Origin of the sequence: Bradyrhizobium sp. SZCCHNS1022 (assembly GCF_032484835.1) — a bacterium.
Taxonomy (GTDB): Bacteria; Pseudomonadota; Alphaproteobacteria; order Rhizobiales; family Xanthobacteraceae; genus Bradyrhizobium.
In genome coordinates, this window is record NZ_JAUETT010000001.1 from 2,045,562 (window position 1) to 2,061,273 (window position 15,712).

Consider the following 15,712-nt stretch of genomic DNA (forward strand, 5'->3'; position numbering starts at 1 on the left):
ATCGCCCCGGAATGACGAAGCAGGTGGTCTGGATTGCTTCGTCGCTTCGCGCCTCGCAATGACGGAAACAAATAGGAGACACGACAATGCTCAGAGAAATCCGTCCCGCCATTTTCGTTCTGCTGGCGCTGACCTTGATCACCGGGCTGATCTATCCGCTCGCCATGACCGGCATCGCCGGCGCGGTCTTCCCGGCCCAGGCGGGCGGCAGCCTGATGATGCGCAACGGTCAGGTGGTCGGCTCAGCCCTGATCGGGCAGGAGTTCAAGGACGACAAATATTTCCACGGCCGTCCGTCGGCGACGACGGCGCCCGACCCGAACGACTCGACCAAGACAGTGCCGGCGCCCTACAACGCGGCCAATTCGGGCGGCTCCAATCTCGGGCCGACCAGCAAGGCGCTGGCCGATCGCATCAAGGACGATGTCGAGAAGCTGAAGGCGGAGAACCCGTCGCAAGCCGTGCCCGTCGATCTCGTCACGACCTCGGCGAGCGGGTTGGACCCGGACGTCTCGCCGGGCGCCGCGCTCTTCCAGGTGCCGCGGGTGGCGAAGGCGCGCAACCTGCCCGAGGACAAGGTCCGCGCATTGGTTGTCCTGAACACGCAGGGCCGCTTCCTCGGCCTGCTCGGCGAGCCCCGTGTCAACGTGCTGGCGCTCAACCTGGCTCTCGATACCGCAGCGGCCAAATGACTGGGCTGAACCGTAGGAGCCGCAAGGCGTCGGGCTTGGCGTGACGGGGCGCTCATCTATAATGCGTCATGGCCAGTCAACGCCGCGATCCTGATCAACGTCCCTCGCCGGACGCGCTGCTTGAAGCCGCCCGGCGGGAGGACAGTCCTGCCGGGCGCCTCAAGATTTTTGTCGGCGCGGCGCCCGGCGTCGGCAAGACCTACGAGATGCTCTCCAGCGCGCAGGCCAAGCTGAGGGCCGGCGTCGATGTGGTCATCGGTTTCGTCGAGACTCACGGCCGCGCCGAGACCGAGGCCCTGGTCCAAGGGCTGGAGGTGATCCCGCGTAAGCGTATCGCCTACAAGGATCAGGTCCTGGAGGAGATGGACCTCGATGCGGTGATCGCACGGCGCCCGCAGCTCGCGCTGGTCGACGAACTCGCCCACACCAACGTGCCCGGCAGCCGGCATCCCAAGCGCTACCTCGATGTCGAGGAGCTGCTGTCGCATGGCATCGACGTCTATACCGCGGTCAATATCCAGCATATCGAAAGCCTCAACGACGTCGTCGCACAAATCACGCATGTGCGGGTACGAGAGACCGTTCCTGATTCCGTCTTGGACCGCGCCGATGCGATCGAGCTGATCGATCTCACGCCCGATGACCTGATCCAGCGGCTGAAGGAGGGTAAGGTTTATGTCCCCAGGCAGGCCGAGCGCGCGCTGGAGCATTATTTCTCGCCGGGTAATCTCACGGCGCTGCGCGAACTCGCGCTGCGCCGGACCGCCGAGCGGGTCGACGAGCAGCTGCTCACCCATATGCAGGCAAACGCGATCGCCGGCCCGTGGGCCGCTGGCGAGCGCATTCTGGTCTGCGTCAGCGAGGATCCCCGTGCGGCCGGGCTGGTCCGCTATACCAAGCGTCTCGCCGACCGCGTGCATGCGCCGTGGACCGCGATCACGATCGAAACCCGGCGCACCCTGCAGCTCTCCGATGCAGAGCGCGACCGGCTGGCCGATACGCTCCGCCTTGCTGAATCGCTCGGAGCTGAGGCGCTGGCCATTCCTGCCGGCGGGCGCCATATCGCTGACGATCTCATCAGCTTCGCCCAAGCCAACAATGTCACTCAGATCGTCATCGGCAAGTCCAGTCGCTCGCGCCTGTTCGAGATCATAAGAGGCTCGGTGGTGCACGATCTGGTTCGGCGGGCTGGCAACATCAGCGTTCATGTGATCGCGGGCGACGCGCTGCCGAGCAATGCGAGCACATCGGTGCAGACGCGCGCTCGCAGCGAGCCGTTTCAGCCGCGGCCCTATCTGATGGCGGCGCTGATCACGGCGATCGGTCTTGGCGTCGCGGAGCTGATCCAGCCCGGCTTCGGCGTCGAGAATGTCGATCTGGTGTTCCTGACCGCGGTGGTCGGCGTCGCCGCGCGCTACGGCCGATGGCCGTCGCTGCTGGCGAGCGTGCTCGCCTCGCTCTGCTACAATTTCTTCTTCCTGCCGCCGATCTACACCTTCACGATCACCGACCCGACCAATATCGCGGCGTTCTTCTTCTTCATGCTGATCGCCATCCTGGTGTCCAATCTGGCCTCGCGGGTGCGCGTGCAGGCGGATTCCGCGATCGGCCGCATCCGCACCACCGAGCAGCTCTATGCCTTCAGCCGCAAGCTCGCGGGCACCGCGACGCTCGACGACGTGCTGTGGGCGACCGCCTACCAGGCAGCGCTGATGTTGAAGGTGCGCGTGGTGCTGCTGTTGCCGCAGGACGGCAAGCTGACGGTGATGGCGGGCTACCCGCCGGAGGACCAGCTCGACGACGCCGACCTTGCGGCGGCGAGCTGGGCCTGGAGCAACGATCGCGCGGCAGGCCGTGGCTCGGACACGTTGCCCGGCGCCAAGCGGTTGTTTCTGCCGATGCGCACCGGCCGCGGATCGATCGGTGTCATCGGTATCGATGACGACCGGACCGGGCCATTGTTGACGCCGGATCAGCGGCGCCTGCTCAATGCGCTGGTGGACCAGGGGGCGCTCGCGATCGAGCGGGTGCTCCTGGTCGAGGACATGGACAAGGTCAAGCGCACGATGGAACAGGACCGGCTGCGCTCGGCGCTGCTGACCTCGATCTCGCACGATCTGAAGACGCCGCTGGCCTCGGTGCTCGGCGCCGCCTCGACCATGCGCGACCTTGCGGCGCGGTTGACCGACAAGGAGAAACTGGACCTGCTCGCGACTGTGATCGATGAGTCCGAGCGTCTCAACCGCTTCATCGCCAATCTGCTCGACATGACCAAGCTGGAATCCGGCGCGATCATACCCAATACCGCGCCGCATGATCTCGGCGAGATCGTCGGCAGCGCGCTCCGCCGCGCCAGCAAGATCCTGGCCCACCACAAGGTCTCGTTGGAGCTTGCCGCCGATCTGCCGATGCTCGAGCTGGATGCCGTGCTGTTCGAACAGGTCTTGTTCAATCTGTTGGATAACGCCGCCAAATATTCCCCGTCGGACACGCTGATTGCCATTCGCTCGCGCCGGGACGAGCAATGGGTGGTGCTCGACATCTGCGACGAAGGCGAGGGGATTCCGCCGGGCGAGGTCGAGCATGTCTTCGACAAATTCTATCGTGTGCAGAAGGGCGATCAGGTCCGCCCAGGCACGGGGCTCGGGCTCGCCATTTCGCGGGGGTTCATCGAGGCCATGCATGGCCGGATCTCGGCCGGCAATCGCCCAGATCGCAGCGGCGCGATGCTGACGATCCGATTACCCATCCCGGCGCTGCTCAAATCGTTGGATACCGCGGCATGACGGGTGCGCCGACCAAAGTCCTCGTGATCGACGACGAGCCGCCGATCCGCAAGCTGCTCCGGATGGGGCTGAGCACCCAGGGGTATGAGATCCTGGAGGCGCCGAACGGCAGAAGCGCATTGGAGCTGCTCGCGCAGCATCCCGCGCTGATCATCCTCGATCTCGGCCTGCCCGATATCGACGGCCACGAGCTGCTGCGAACGATCCGGAGCCGCAACGACAGCGTGCCGATCGTGGTGCTGTCGAGCCGCGGCGACGAGGCGGGCAAGGTGCAGGCGCTCGACCTCGGCGCTGATGATTATGTGACAAAGCCGTTCGGCATGGATGAGCTGCTCGCCCGTCTGCGCGCCGCGCTGAGGCATCAGCTGCAGGTCAAGGGCGAGCGTCCGGTGTTTCGCACCGGCGATCTCTCGGTCGACCTGGTGCGCCGCATCGTCAAGGTCGGTGAGCGCGAGATCAAACTGTCGCCAAAGGAGTACGACCTGCTGCGTGTTCTGGTCCAGCACGCCGGCAAGGTGCTCACCCATCGTTTCCTCTTGAAGGAGCTGTGGGACGAGCTGACCGATGCGCAATACTTGCGCGTCTATGTGCGGCAGCTGCGGCAGAAGATCGAGGCCGACCCGGAGCGCCCTCATTATGTGCTCACCGAAACCGGAATCGGCTATCGGCTGCGCGCGCCGGATCAGGACCACGTATGACAGCTCGACAGAGCTTATCGGGAACCTTCTGCAGGCATCGTGATTGCTTTGGTGCCACAGGAGATTATTTTCATGGCACGCACAGCACGAAAATATTCCAAGGGAGCATCCGCCAAAGTCGGGCGCGCGATGAAGAAGCGCAAGGCCGGCACGTTGAGAAGCGGCCGTTCGGGACGCAAGGTGAAGAGCCGCAAGCAGGCGATCGCCATCGGTTTGTCCGAAGCGCGGCGCGAAGGCAAGAAGGTACCGAAGAAGAAGACCGCCAGAGCGTCATCAAAGAAGTCCAGCAAGAAGACTACCAAGAAGCGAGGCTCGAAGCGCTGAGAGCGAAATCCTCTCGGCCGTCATTGGGCGGACCGATAGCTGCGAAGCAATCCAGTTGCTATCGCGACCCAACTGGATTGCTTCGCTTCGGGGAATAGCGACTTCGGGAGAGCGATCCACAGGCGTCTTACCCCGCCCGCCGCTGCCGCGCGGTCGAACGATGCGATTTCTTCGCGGAGCGACGCTGCGTGCGCGGTCGTCGGGCCGGCGCGCGCGAAGGCTTGGCTGCGTGCTTGCCTTTCAGGCTTCGTTTCAACGCATCCATCAGGTTGATCACGTTGCTCGGCCGCTCCTCGGGCGCGGGCAGCTTGATCGGCTTGCCGGCGGCCTTGCGCTTCACCAGGGCCTTCAGCGCGGTCTCGTAGTCGTCCTTGAATGTCGACGGATCGAAATGCGCGGCCTTGGTCTGGAGGATATGGCCGGCGAGCTCGACCATATCCTTGCTGATCCTCGGGCTTTTGATGTCATCGAAAAACTCACCCTCGTCGCGCAGCTCGTAAGGAAAGCGCAAAGTGGTACCGAGCATGCCTTTGCCGAGCGGCTCGATCGCGATGACGTGCTCGCGGTTGGTCAGGACGATCCGCGCCAGCGCCACGCGATCCTGGTCCTTCATGGCGTCGCGGATTACCGCGAAGGCGTCGAGCGCGGCCTTGCCGTCGGGTGCGATATAATAGGGGTGGTTGAGGTACCGCTGGTCGATCTCGCGCCTGGGCACGAAGCTGTCGATGTCGATGGTGTGGTTGCTCTCGATCTGGACGGCCTCGAGCTCCTCCGGCTCGACCTCGACATACCGTCCTTTCGAGAGCTCATATCCGCGGCCCTTCTGCTCACCCTCGACGATGTCACCGGTCTCGGCATCGATCATCTGCTGCTTGAGGCGGTTGCCAGTCTCGCGGTTGATCAGGTGAAAGCGGGTCTTCTCGGTCGATGTCGCGGCGGGATAGAGGACAATCGGGCAGCTCACCAGCGACAGCTTGAGTGTCCCTTTCCAATAGGCGCGAGGGGCCATGATGTCTCTCCCGGGAAGGCTCGGCGCGGATCGGGAACCCCAACTGATCTCAGGGGTTTTGGTTCCGGGCGGCGGCCGCGACGTGTTAGGCTCGCGCGCCTCTCGTCGAGTAGGATCAAAAGCCGTGGCGCTGAGAAAGCTATCTGCCTATCGTAAGAAGCGGGATTTCGACAAGACCGCCGAGCCTTCGGGCGACGTCAAAGTCACGCCTGCCGGACGGTTGCGCTTCGTGATCCAGAAGCACGATGCGACGCGCCTGCATTACGATCTGCGTCTGGAATATGGTGGCGTGTTCAAATCCTGGGCGGTCACCAAGGGTCCGTCGCTCGACCCGCACGACAAGCGGCTGGCGGTGGAGGTCGAGGATCATCCGCTCGATTACGGCGACTTCGAAGGCATGATTCCGGAAGGTGAATATGGCGGTGGCACCGTGATGTTATGGGATCGTGGCTATTGGGAAAGCGACGATCCCGAGCGTGGCTTCAAGAACGGCGATTTGAAGTTCACGTTGAGCGGCAAGAAGCTGCACGGCAGCTGGGTGCTGGTGCGCATGCGCCACGATCGTACCGGTAGCAAGCGGACCAATTGGCTTCTGATCAAGCATCGCGACGAATTCGCGCGCGAAGGCGAGGCCAACGACATCCTGGCACAGGACAGATCGGTCGCCTCGGGTCGCACGATGGCGCAGATTGCGGCCGGCAAGGGCAGGGCGCCGAAGCCGTTCATGCTGGCGAAGGCGAAGTCGGCGAGCGCAGACGCGGTCTGGCACTCCAATTACGAGGAGATGCAGGAGCGCCCGCGGAAGGCGACTGCGAACAAGCCTGCCGCGAAGAGCGTCGAGCCTAAGAAGGTCGCGGTGATGCCGGACTTCGTTGCGCCGGAGCTTTGCACCTCGGTGGAGCAGCCGCCGGCAGGAGCGGATTGGGGGCATGAAATCAAGTTTGACGGCTATCGGGTCCAGATCAGGGTTGAAAGCGGCGAGGTGACGCTGAAGACTCGCAAGGGCTTGGACTGGACCCCGAAGTTCGGTGCGATTGCGGATCAGGCAACGAAACTTCCGGACGTGCTCATCGATGGCGAGGTCGTGGCCCTGGATGCGGAAGGGAATCCGAATTTCTCTGCCTTGCAGGCCGCCCTCTCGGAAGGGAGGACCGACCAGCTGATCTATTTTGCGTTCGACCTGCTATTTGCTGAGGGGCTGGATCTCCGCCGACTGCCGCTGCGCGAGCGTAAGGCGCGTCTGCAGAAGCTGCTGAAGGCAAATATCAAGGGCAAGAACCCGCCCATCCGTTATGTCGAGCATTTCGAGAGCGACGGTGAGACGGTGCTGGAGTCCGCGCGCAAGCTGAAGCTGGAGGGTATCGTTTCGAAGCGGCTTGATGCGCCCTATCATTCCGGTCGCAGCGAGAGCTGGACCAAGGCGAAGACGCGGCCGGGCCATGAGGTCGTGATCGGCGGTTGGAAGACGACGAACGGCAAATTCCGCTCGCTGATGGTCGGCGTCAACAAGGATGATCATCTCGCTTACGTCGGCGTCGTGGGGACCGGCTTCGGCCAGGACAAGGTCAAGCAGATCATGCCGGCGTTGAAAGCGGCGGCGTCCGACAAGAACCCGTTCAGCGGCGAGAATGCCCCGCGCAAGTCGCGCGATATGCATTGGCTGAAGCCGGAGCTGGTCGCTGAGATCGAGTTCGCCGGATGGACCGATGGTGGCAACGTGCGGCAGGCGTCGTTCAAAGGGCTGCGTCAGGACAAGCCCGCGAAGGAGGTCGTAGCCGAAGAGCCGGTCATGACAAAGGTCAGGAAGCCGGTCGCGCGCGCGGCGGCGACCGTCGCCAGCGCCGGCAGCGCCGTGTTCGAGACGCCATCTCGGTCGAAGCGCGGCGCCGAAGTGATGGGCGTGGTGATTTCGAACCCCGACAAGGCGCTGTGGCCGGACGACGGCGATGGCGAGCCGGTCAGCAAGCTCGACCTCGCGCGCTATTTCGAGAGCGTCGGCGAGTGGATGATTGGCCACCTCAAAGGCCGGCCATGCTCCATCGTGCGTGCTCCCGACGGCATCCACGGCGAGATATTCTTCCAGCGTCATGGCATGCAGGGCACATCGGAGCTGCTTGAGCTTGCGAAGGTCTCTGGTGACCGCAAGCCGTACCTCGAGATCGATCGCATCGAGGGATTGGCTGCGGTGGCGCAGGTTGCCGCGGTCGAACTGCATCCCTGGAATTGCGCGCCTTACGCCTATGACGTACCAGGTCGGCTCGTATTCGATCTCGATCCCGCGCCGAATGTCCCGTTCGATGAAGTGATCGCGGCGGCAAAGGAGATGCGGCAGCGGCTCAAGAGCTTGGGGCTTGAAAGCTTCTGCAAGACGACCGGCGGCAAGGGCCTGCACGTGGTGACGCCCTTGCAATATGGCGCGCGTGACAAGGTGACGTGGCCGGAAGCGAAGAAGTTCGCACAAGGCGTTTGCCAGTGGATGGCGAATGACAACCCGGAGCAGTTTCTGCTCAACATGTCCAAGCGTCTACGCAAGGGTAAGATCTTCCTTGACTACCTGCGCAATGACCGGATGTCGACGGCGGTAGCCGTCCTGTCGCCGCGCGCGCGTGAGGGCGCCACTGTCTCGATGCCGCTGACCTGGACTCAGGTGAAGGACGGGCTTGATCCCAAGCGTTACACCATCCGCACGGTGCCAGCGCTGCTTGCCAAGACGACGGCCTGGGCGGGCTATGACGAGGCTGCAGGCGCCATCAAGGCGGCAATCAAGCAGCTCGCGAAGAAGCTATGAGTTGGCGAAGGCACTGCCTCGAATACGGCTCTTGCTATCATTGAGGGGGGCTGAAAGGAGGGGGCATGGTGTCACCACGCCCGCCTCGCTCGATCATCGAAAATGCTGTCGGCTCAGATGCGTCCGAGCAGGACCAGGATCAGCACGATGATGACGATCAGGCCCAAGCCGCCGCCGCCATAATAGCCGGTGCCATAGAACGGTCCGCCGCCAATGCCCGAGAAGCCGCCGAGCAACGCAATCACGAGAATGATCAGGATGATGGTTCCGATTGTCATGACGTATCCCTCCTCCGCCCGGCAGCGGGGCGGCCATTTGCTCTGCCTTCGCCGAGGAAACTGGTCGGAACTTCGAAAGTTCCGGAACCGGAGCCAGGAAAATCACTCTGTGTCTTTGCGGTCGCGCCCGGCGTAACTACATCTGATCGATTGGGCAGGAAGGAGATTTCGATGTCAGCGCCGCTTGTCATCTCAATTCCGCACCGTCTCGGCAAAGATGAGGCAGTACGTCGCCTGCAGAATGGACTGACGCGCGCTGCGGCAAGTGTGCCTGTCCTGAAGGTCGATGAGGAACGCTGGGAGGGCGACCAGATGTTCTTTCGTGTCCGTGCGCTTGGGCAGGCTGCGTCAGGCCGCATCGACGTGGCGGACGAATACGTCCGTGTGGAGCTCGTCCTACCCTGGCTATTGCAGCGCTTTGCTGAAGCGGCGCAAGCCGCCATTCGCAACCGCGGGCAGTTGCTCCTCTCGAAGAAGAGCTAGCCAGATGAGGCGTCGGCTCGCGCGGGCATTTGTTTCTGCGCTGGGTGCGCTGCACCCTCGACGCGCGCGTTCACGACGGCGATCGGCAAATGGTTGAACAGCGATGAGACCGGAAGCTCGCTCGTACGCTCTCGGCCTGCAATCCTATAGCCCTCGATGCGCACCGTCGCATCGAATGCCTCCGCACGGGGCCAGACGCGGCCGCCGTCGGTCAGCGGTGCAAAGGTACGGGGAACGACCGTGATGGCGGCATCGCGGCCGCGGCGACGTGCGAATGCGATGATGTGGTCGCGATGCGGCCCGCTGACCGCAAGCGGTTCGTAGTTGCCCTCCGTGAACACGGCTGCAAATTCAGTTCGCAGCTTGAGCAACTGTCTTGTCCAGGCCAATTTGATCCGGCCATCCGGCCAGTTTTGCACCAAGTCCACCCAATCCGGGTTCTCGACGTCGCGCAATGCGGCCGCGCGCGCCGCAAAATCGACCGGCCGCCGGTTGTCGGGGTCGACCATCGACAGATCCCAGAACTCGGTGCCCTGGTAGAAGTCGGGGACGCCCGGCATGGTCACCTTCAGCGTAACCTGGCTCAACGAGTTGAGCGCCCCCAGCAGCGCAAGACGTTTGGCCAGAGTATGCAGCGATTGCAGGAATTCCGGCGATCGCCCGCGGTCTAGCATGCGTTCGATGAAGAGGTGCAAGCCCTTCTCGTAAGCCTCGTTGGGATTGAGCCAGGACGTCTCCTGCTTACCCTCGCGCGCAGCCTTCAGTGCATAGGCCTGGAGCCGCTCCGGCAATGCATCGTCATGCCCGTGGGCAGGCCATATGGCGACCAAGGTCTGGTACAACATATATTCGAAGGTGGCCGAGGGCGCGCGGATATCGCCTTCCGTCACGACATTCGGCGCATTCAATAGCTTCCAGCGCGCAACCGCGGAGGTCCACTCGTTGGGAAGTTCGGTCAGCGCCATCAGCCGCGCGCGGGCGTCTTCGCCGCGCTTGGTATCGTGCGTTGCCGTTGCTGTCATGCCATGCGGCCAACCCTTAGCACGCTGGCGCATGAGCTCGTGAAAATCCGCAATCGACAGACCTGTCGCCGCCGCATCGCCGCCGACTTCATTCAATGCCAGGAGACGATGGAAGCGGTAGAAGCTGGTGTCTTCCAGCGACTTCGCCATCATCGGACCCGTGAACTGCTGCACCTTCAGGGCAAAGCGCCGCACGCGTGGAACGCTATGTGAGGTGCGACGGTCGCGCTTGATGAGGTCCATGGTGAGCGCGTCACGCAGGAAGTCGAAGATGGAGCCATCTGATGCAAACCACTCGGCCCGCGCGCGCTCGATCGTGCGATCGATCATGGCCCGATCGGCCGCCGTCGGGCTCGCGGCGGTCAAATAAGTGCGGTAGACGGGAAAGTGCAGTACATAGAGCTCGAGCGCCTGACGCAGACTGTCTTCCGAATAGTCCCGGGTCGAGTAGTGACCGTTGGCGATGCGCGCGAGCAGCCGTGTCAGCACGATGAACTCGCTCGTCAGCAGCGTTTCGAGCACGCGCCGCTTGGCTTCCTTCAACACCGGCTCGAGCCGAGGCGAAGTGCTGCTGATCTGGCGCCAGATCTCGTCGAGCGGCTCCAGGCCCTTGCGATCGATCAGCACCTGGGTGATCACATTCATCCACTCGTAGCCGGTAGTGCCGTGCACGCCGACGAAGCGCGGCAGCTTCTCTTGCTCGCAGACGATCTTCTCGACGACGATGTAGAGTGGCTGCACGGCCGGGCTGCGCGCGTCGCGGATGAGCCGGCGCAGTCGCTGAAAATATTGTGCGGGGTCGCGCAGGCCGTCGATATGATCGAGACGAAGGCCATGCAACTGACCTTCGGCCATCAGCTTCTTCACCAGACGGTGGATCGCTTCGAAAGTGCGGGCGTCCTCCACCCGCAGGCCGGCCAGCGTGTTGACGTCGAAGAAGCGCCGATAATTGATGTCGCTGGATGCGAGCCGCCAATGGCCGAGCTTGTAATGCTGCCGCTCCAGGAGGTGGTGCAGAGCCAGCGTCTGCGCCGGACGATCGGGGCCGGCGCGATAGGCCTCAAGCCCTTTCACGATGATCTCGGCCCCGCCGGATATATCCTTCAGGGCCGCCTTGAAGGTCGGTGCTTCCTTTCGGTTCGGATGGCGGAGGCCGTGATAGCGCGAGGCGAGCTCCAGGATTCGCTGGCCGGCGTCGCTCTGTTCGGCACCAGCCTCCTTGACGATCACCCGCAGGATCTCGGCGTAGCGCTCCGGTGCGATCGGCAGGCGATGCTCGAAATACCAGCAGGAGAAGCTGCCTTCCTCGGGATCGTAGTGCAGCTCGATCTCGCCACGTTCGAGCGCCTCGCCGTAGAACGAGCCGATGATCGGCAGCAGCACGCCGCCGCGGGCACGATAAGGCAACTGATCCCAATCGATATCGAAAGAGACGGCATGCGGCGATGCCTGGCCCCATTCGAGCACGTCGAGCCACCAGGGATTGTCGTCATAATGCACGCCGACATGGTTCGGCACGAAGTCGAGGATGAGCCCGAGATCGTTCTGCTTCAGCGCGGCGCCCAGCCGCGCAAAGCCTTCTTCGCCACCCAGCTCCGGATTGAGTTTGGTGTGATCGGTGATGTCGTAGCCATGCGTCGAGCCTTTGCGCGCCTTCATGAAGGGCGAGGCATAGAGATGGCTGATGCCAAGCGCCTTCAGATAGGGGACGACGCGCGCAGCCTCATCGAAGTTGAAATCCGCGGTGAGCTGCAGGCGATAGGTGGCAAGGGGAATGGCCGGAGGCATGCTATCCTCCGATGCTCCAGTACACCGACCAGGGTGGCAGGCGATCCGCGGGTGGTCCGCCCCAGATCAGCGTGCCCGGTAAAGGCGATGAAGGGCCAGCGATCTCCTTGTCTGAAACATTGGCGAGCAGGCGCAATTTGGTACCGTCGCCCATGACCCAGTAAGCAGTCAGGAGTCCTTCGTCGCTGACATGGGCCTCGCCGAAATGCGCGCCGGGAAGCCTTGGCGCGATCTCCTTGTGGCGCAGCGTCAGCAGCCCGCGGACCAGCGCCAGGCGTTCCTTGCCCGGGCTTGCATTGCAGGCGTCCCAATCGATGACGGCTGATTTGAACGTTTCGATATCGAGCGGGTCCGGCACCTCGTCGCCATATTTGGCGTAGGCCCACTCGTACTCGGTGCGGCGTCCCTTGCGCACGGCGTGCGCGAGGTCGCCCTTGAAGTCGCAGAAGAACGGGAAGGTTCGCGTTGACCCCCATTCCTCGCCCATGAACAGCATCGGCACTGTCGGCGCCAGCAGCGTCACTGCGAGCGCGGCGGCAATGCCCTCCGGCTTTGCCAAGGCTTCGAGCCGGTCGCCGAATACGCGGTTGCCGATTTGGTCGTGGTTTTGCAGAAAGTTGACGAAGGCGCCGGGTGCGAGGTGACCGCTCGGCTCGCCGCGGGGCTCACCACCCCAGAACGCGGCGCGCTCGCCCTGGTAGACGAAGCCGGAGCCGAGGGCGCGCGCGAGACCGTCGCGCGGAGAGTCCTGATAGTCGCCATAATAGCCGGCGCTTTCGCCGGTCAGCATCACATGCCAGACGTGGTGATAGTCGTCGTTCCATTGCGCCCGAAACTTGCCGCGCGGCGGCTCCTCGTTCGAATCCAGCATGCTGGCGCGATTGTCGCCATTTTCCAGCACCAAATGGATGTGCCGTCCGCTCTGCTCGGCGAATTCGCCGACCGCCGCGCTGAGTTCGTGCAGCATCGGCACCTCGCCTGGCGGCGTCAGGATATGGTTGATGGCATCGAACCTGAGCCCATCGAAGCGGTAGTCGGACAGCCAGTGCAGCGCGTTCTCGATCGCATAGGCGCGCACCTCGGGCCGGCCATAATCGATCGCCGCACCCCAGGGGGTATGCGCATCGGTGAAGAAGGTCGGCGCGTAGCGGCCGAGATAATTCCCTTCCGGGCCGAAATGGTTGTAGACGACGTCCACGAACACCATCAGCCCGCGCAGATGCGCTTCGTCAATCAGGGTGCGCAGATCGTCGGGACGGCCATAGCTGCTGTCGGGCGCATAAAGCAGCACGCCGTCATAGCCCCAGTTGCGGCAGCCTGCGAAGTCCGCCAGCGGCATCAGCTCGAGCGCCGTGATGCCGGTCTCGACCAGGTGGTCGAGCTTGTCGATCATGGCGCGGTAGGTGCCGTCAGGTGTGAAAGCGCCGACATGGCTTTCCAGAAACACCGCGTCCTGCCACGGGCGGCCGCGCCAGTCCTTGGCGCGCCAAGGAAAGCTGGCGTGATCGATCACCTCGCTCGGGCCGGAAACGTCCTCTGGCTGGAAGTCCGAGCCGGGGTCCGGCACATCGAGATCGTCATCGATCCGGAACTTGTAGCGCGCGCCGGCGCCGAGGCCCGTCACGTGGAGGACATACCACCCGTCTTCAGTGCGCTGCATCGGCCGCAGCGTGTCGAGCACAAGATCCACGCGCTTGGCGCCAGGAGCCCAGAGGCGGAATGAGACGCCGTCCTTGGTCAGGTGAGGACCAAACTGACGGGGCCTCATGACAGGCCCGCAAAAGCCAGAACCGAGCGGGGTGGTGCCTCGAGCTCGGTGCCGGAAGCGAAGTCAACCGGCATCTGCTTGACTTCCGCGGTATTGAGCACCTGTTGCCACGTCTTGTATTCGGCGAGCTTAGGCAATTTGAATCCGATCTGTTCGGGGGCAGCGTTCAGAACGATAAAGATCGGAGCTTGCTCCGGTTCCACCGGACCGAGCACATAGGCGAGAAATCGACCGTCAGGAAATGTCCAGTCCGCCTGCGTCATTTCCTCCGCGGAGGGAGTGAGCCACAGCACGCCGAAGCTGTCATCCGGGCGCCGGCCATCGAGCCATCGGCGTGCGCGGATCTGGCCGAATCGACGCCGCAGCTCGGTCAGATGGCCGATGAAGTCGATGAGATCGTCGCCCTCGCCGCCCATCCCGCTCCAATCGACCCAGCCGACCTCGTTGTCCTGACAGTAGGCGTTGTTATTGCCATTCTGCGAATTGCCGACCTCATCGCCTGCGAGCAGAAGCGGCAGGCCTTGCGCGAGGAACAGACAGGCGAGCTGGTTCTTGCGCAACTGCCGGCGCAATGCGTTGATCGCGGGATCGTCAGTCGGGCCCTCGACACCGCAATTGTTGCTATGGTTGTCGTTGGAGCCGTCGCGATTGTCTTCGCCGTTGGCTTCGTTGTGTTTGGAATTGTAGCTGAAGAGGTCGGCCAGGGTGAAGCCGTCATGGACGGTGACGTGATTGACGCTGGCGCGCTGGGTGCGACCGTCGTGATTGAAGAGGTCGGAGGAGCCGGTCATCCGGCTCGACACCTCTCCGATCAGGCTGCCTTGGCCGCTCCAGTAGCGGCGCATCGCGCTACGATAACGATCGTTCCATTCCGACCATTGCGAGGGAAACGCGCCGACCTGATAGCCGCCGAGACCGACGTCCCAGGGTTCGGCGACGAGCTTCACGCCGGACAGGACGGGGTCCTGACGGACCGCAGTGAGGAAGCCGCTGGAGCGGTCGTAGCCGCGTGACCCGCGTGCCAGCGTGGTTGCAAGATCGAAGCGGAAACCGTCGACGTGGCAGACTTCGACCCAATAGCGCAGCGAGTCCATCACCATCTGCAGTACGCGCGGATGGGTCAGGTTGACCGATGAGCCGCAGCCGGTGAAGTCGTCATAGTAGCGCGGATTGTCCGGCTTCAGCCAATAATAGGAGGCGTTGTCGATCCCGCGATAGCAAAGTGTCGGGCCGAGGTGATTGCCCTCGGCCGTATGATTGTAGACGACGTCCAGCATCACTTCGATGCCGGCATCGTGGAGCCTCGCCACCATCGTTCTGAACGAATCGAGCGGATTGTCCTGCGCATAGCGCGGCTCAGGGGCGAAATAGGAGATCGTGTTGTAGCCCCAATAGTTCACGAGCTTCTTCTCGACCAGCATGCGGTCGTCGATGAAGGCGTGAGCCGGCAACAGCTCGATGGTCGTGACGCCGAGCCGTTTGAGGTGTTTGACCATGGCCGGCGACGACAACCCGCCATAGGTGCCGCGCAGGTTCGGCGGCACATCCTCGCGCTTGATGGTCAGCCCTTTGACATGGGCCTCGTAGATGATCGTGTCTTCCCATGGAATCGAGGGGCGCATCTCGCGCCGCCCCCAATTGAAGGTCTCGTCGACGACGACGGCCTTCGGCATGCCGCGTGCATTGTCGCGCCGGTCGAAGGAGAGATCCTCCCGCGGGCTTCCGGCGCGATAGGCGAAATGGGCATCGCTCCAGACCAGGCGGCCGGCGAGCCGCTTGGCATAGGGATCGAGCAGCAGCTTGTGCGGATTGAACCGGTGGCCGCGCTCGGGCTCATAAGGGCCATAGACCCGATAGCCGTAGAGCTGTCCCGGCGACACGTCGTTGAGATAGCCGTGCCAGACATCCTCGGTCCGTTCCGGCAGCTCGATGCGCTCGATTTCGCGCCGGCCCTGGCTGTCGAACAGGCAGAGTTCGACCTTTTCTGCGTTGGCTGAAAACAATGCAAAATTGGTCCCTCGCCCGTCCCAGCTTGCACCGAGACGGGTGGGAGTTCCGGCCAACAGCCGCATCGAG

The 15,712-nt window shown here is 63.3% G+C and carries 11 protein-coding genes; 6 read left to right on the forward strand and 5 right to left on the reverse strand.

Annotated features, from left to right (window positions below; genetic code table 11):
- Nucleotides 1-86 precede the first annotated feature (86 nt).
- From QX071_RS09320 to QX071_RS09335, 4 genes are all read left to right on the forward strand, one after another.
- Entirely contained in the window at nt 87-692 is a 606-nt protein-coding gene (locus QX071_RS09320) for a K(+)-transporting ATPase subunit C (RefSeq protein WP_315701113.1), read from the forward strand.
- Nucleotides 693-760: 68 nt separating this feature from the next.
- The gene (locus QX071_RS09325) at nt 761-3,478 is read left to right on the forward strand and encodes a sensor histidine kinase KdpD (RefSeq protein ID WP_315701112.1); all 2,718 of its coding nucleotides are present in this window, start codon (nt 761-763) and stop codon (nt 3,476-3,478) included.
- Nucleotides 3,475-4,176 carry a response regulator transcription factor gene (locus tag QX071_RS09330; protein ID WP_315701111.1) on the forward strand — a complete coding sequence of 234 codons (702 nt, stop codon included), beginning with the start codon at nt 3,475-3,477 and terminating at the stop codon, nt 4,174-4,176. Before QX071_RS09325 ends, QX071_RS09330 begins: the two co-directional genes overlap by 4 nt.
- Before the next feature lie 72 nt (nt 4,177-4,248).
- A complete protein-coding gene (locus QX071_RS09335; protein ID WP_315701110.1) occupies nt 4,249-4,500 on the forward strand; it encodes a DUF6496 domain-containing protein in 252 nt (83 codons plus the stop codon).
- Between the two features lie 127 nt (nt 4,501-4,627).
- On the opposite strand, the gene QX071_RS09340 is transcribed toward QX071_RS09335, so the two are convergent.
- Complete coding sequence (locus tag QX071_RS09340) at nt 4,628-5,509, reverse strand: Ku protein (protein WP_315701109.1); 882 nt, start codon at nt 5,507-5,509, stop codon at nt 4,628-4,630.
- A 124-nt stretch (nt 5,510-5,633) separates the two neighbouring features.
- Here QX071_RS09340 and ligD point away from each other — a divergent pair, with 124 nt between their 5' ends.
- The gene (gene ligD / locus QX071_RS09345) at nt 5,634-8,297 is read left to right on the forward strand and encodes a DNA ligase D (protein WP_315701108.1); all 2,664 of its coding nucleotides are present in this window, start codon (nt 5,634-5,636) and stop codon (nt 8,295-8,297) included.
- A 113-nt stretch (nt 8,298-8,410) separates the two neighbouring features.
- Here the strand turns inward: ligD and QX071_RS09350 are convergent, their stop codons facing one another.
- Nucleotides 8,411-8,575: a DUF3309 family protein gene (locus QX071_RS09350; RefSeq protein ID WP_315701107.1), complete on the reverse strand. Its 165-nt coding sequence runs from the start codon at nt 8,573-8,575 to the stop codon at nt 8,411-8,413.
- Between the two features lie 171 nt (nt 8,576-8,746).
- Between QX071_RS09350 and QX071_RS09355 the strand changes: the two genes are divergently transcribed.
- Nucleotides 8,747-9,058, forward strand: a complete 312-nt coding sequence (locus QX071_RS09355; RefSeq protein WP_315701106.1) for a polyhydroxyalkanoic acid system family protein — start codon at nt 8,747-8,749, stop codon at nt 9,056-9,058.
- Here the strand turns inward: QX071_RS09355 and treY are convergent.
- Genes treY through glgX form a run of 3 tightly spaced genes read right to left on the reverse strand, consistent with a single transcriptional unit; the run spans nt 9,055 to nt 15,708 of the window.
- Nucleotides 9,055-11,868 carry a malto-oligosyltrehalose synthase gene (gene treY, locus QX071_RS09360; protein ID WP_315701105.1) on the reverse strand — a complete coding sequence of 938 codons (2,814 nt, stop codon included), beginning with the start codon at nt 11,866-11,868 and terminating at the stop codon, nt 9,055-9,057. The genes QX071_RS09355 and treY overlap by 4 nt on opposite strands.
- Nucleotide 11,869: 1 nt before the next feature.
- On the reverse strand, nt 11,870-13,636 hold the full coding sequence (treZ, locus tag QX071_RS09365) for a malto-oligosyltrehalose trehalohydrolase (RefSeq protein WP_315701104.1): 1,767 nt from the start codon (nt 13,634-13,636) through the stop codon (nt 11,870-11,872).
- Nucleotides 13,633-15,708 (reverse strand): glycogen debranching protein GlgX, encoded by a 2,076-nt coding sequence (gene glgX, locus QX071_RS09370; protein ID WP_315701103.1) that lies wholly within the window; start codon nt 15,706-15,708, stop codon nt 13,633-13,635. Before glgX ends, treZ begins: the two co-directional genes overlap by 4 nt.
- Nucleotides 15,709-15,712 lie beyond the last annotated feature (4 nt).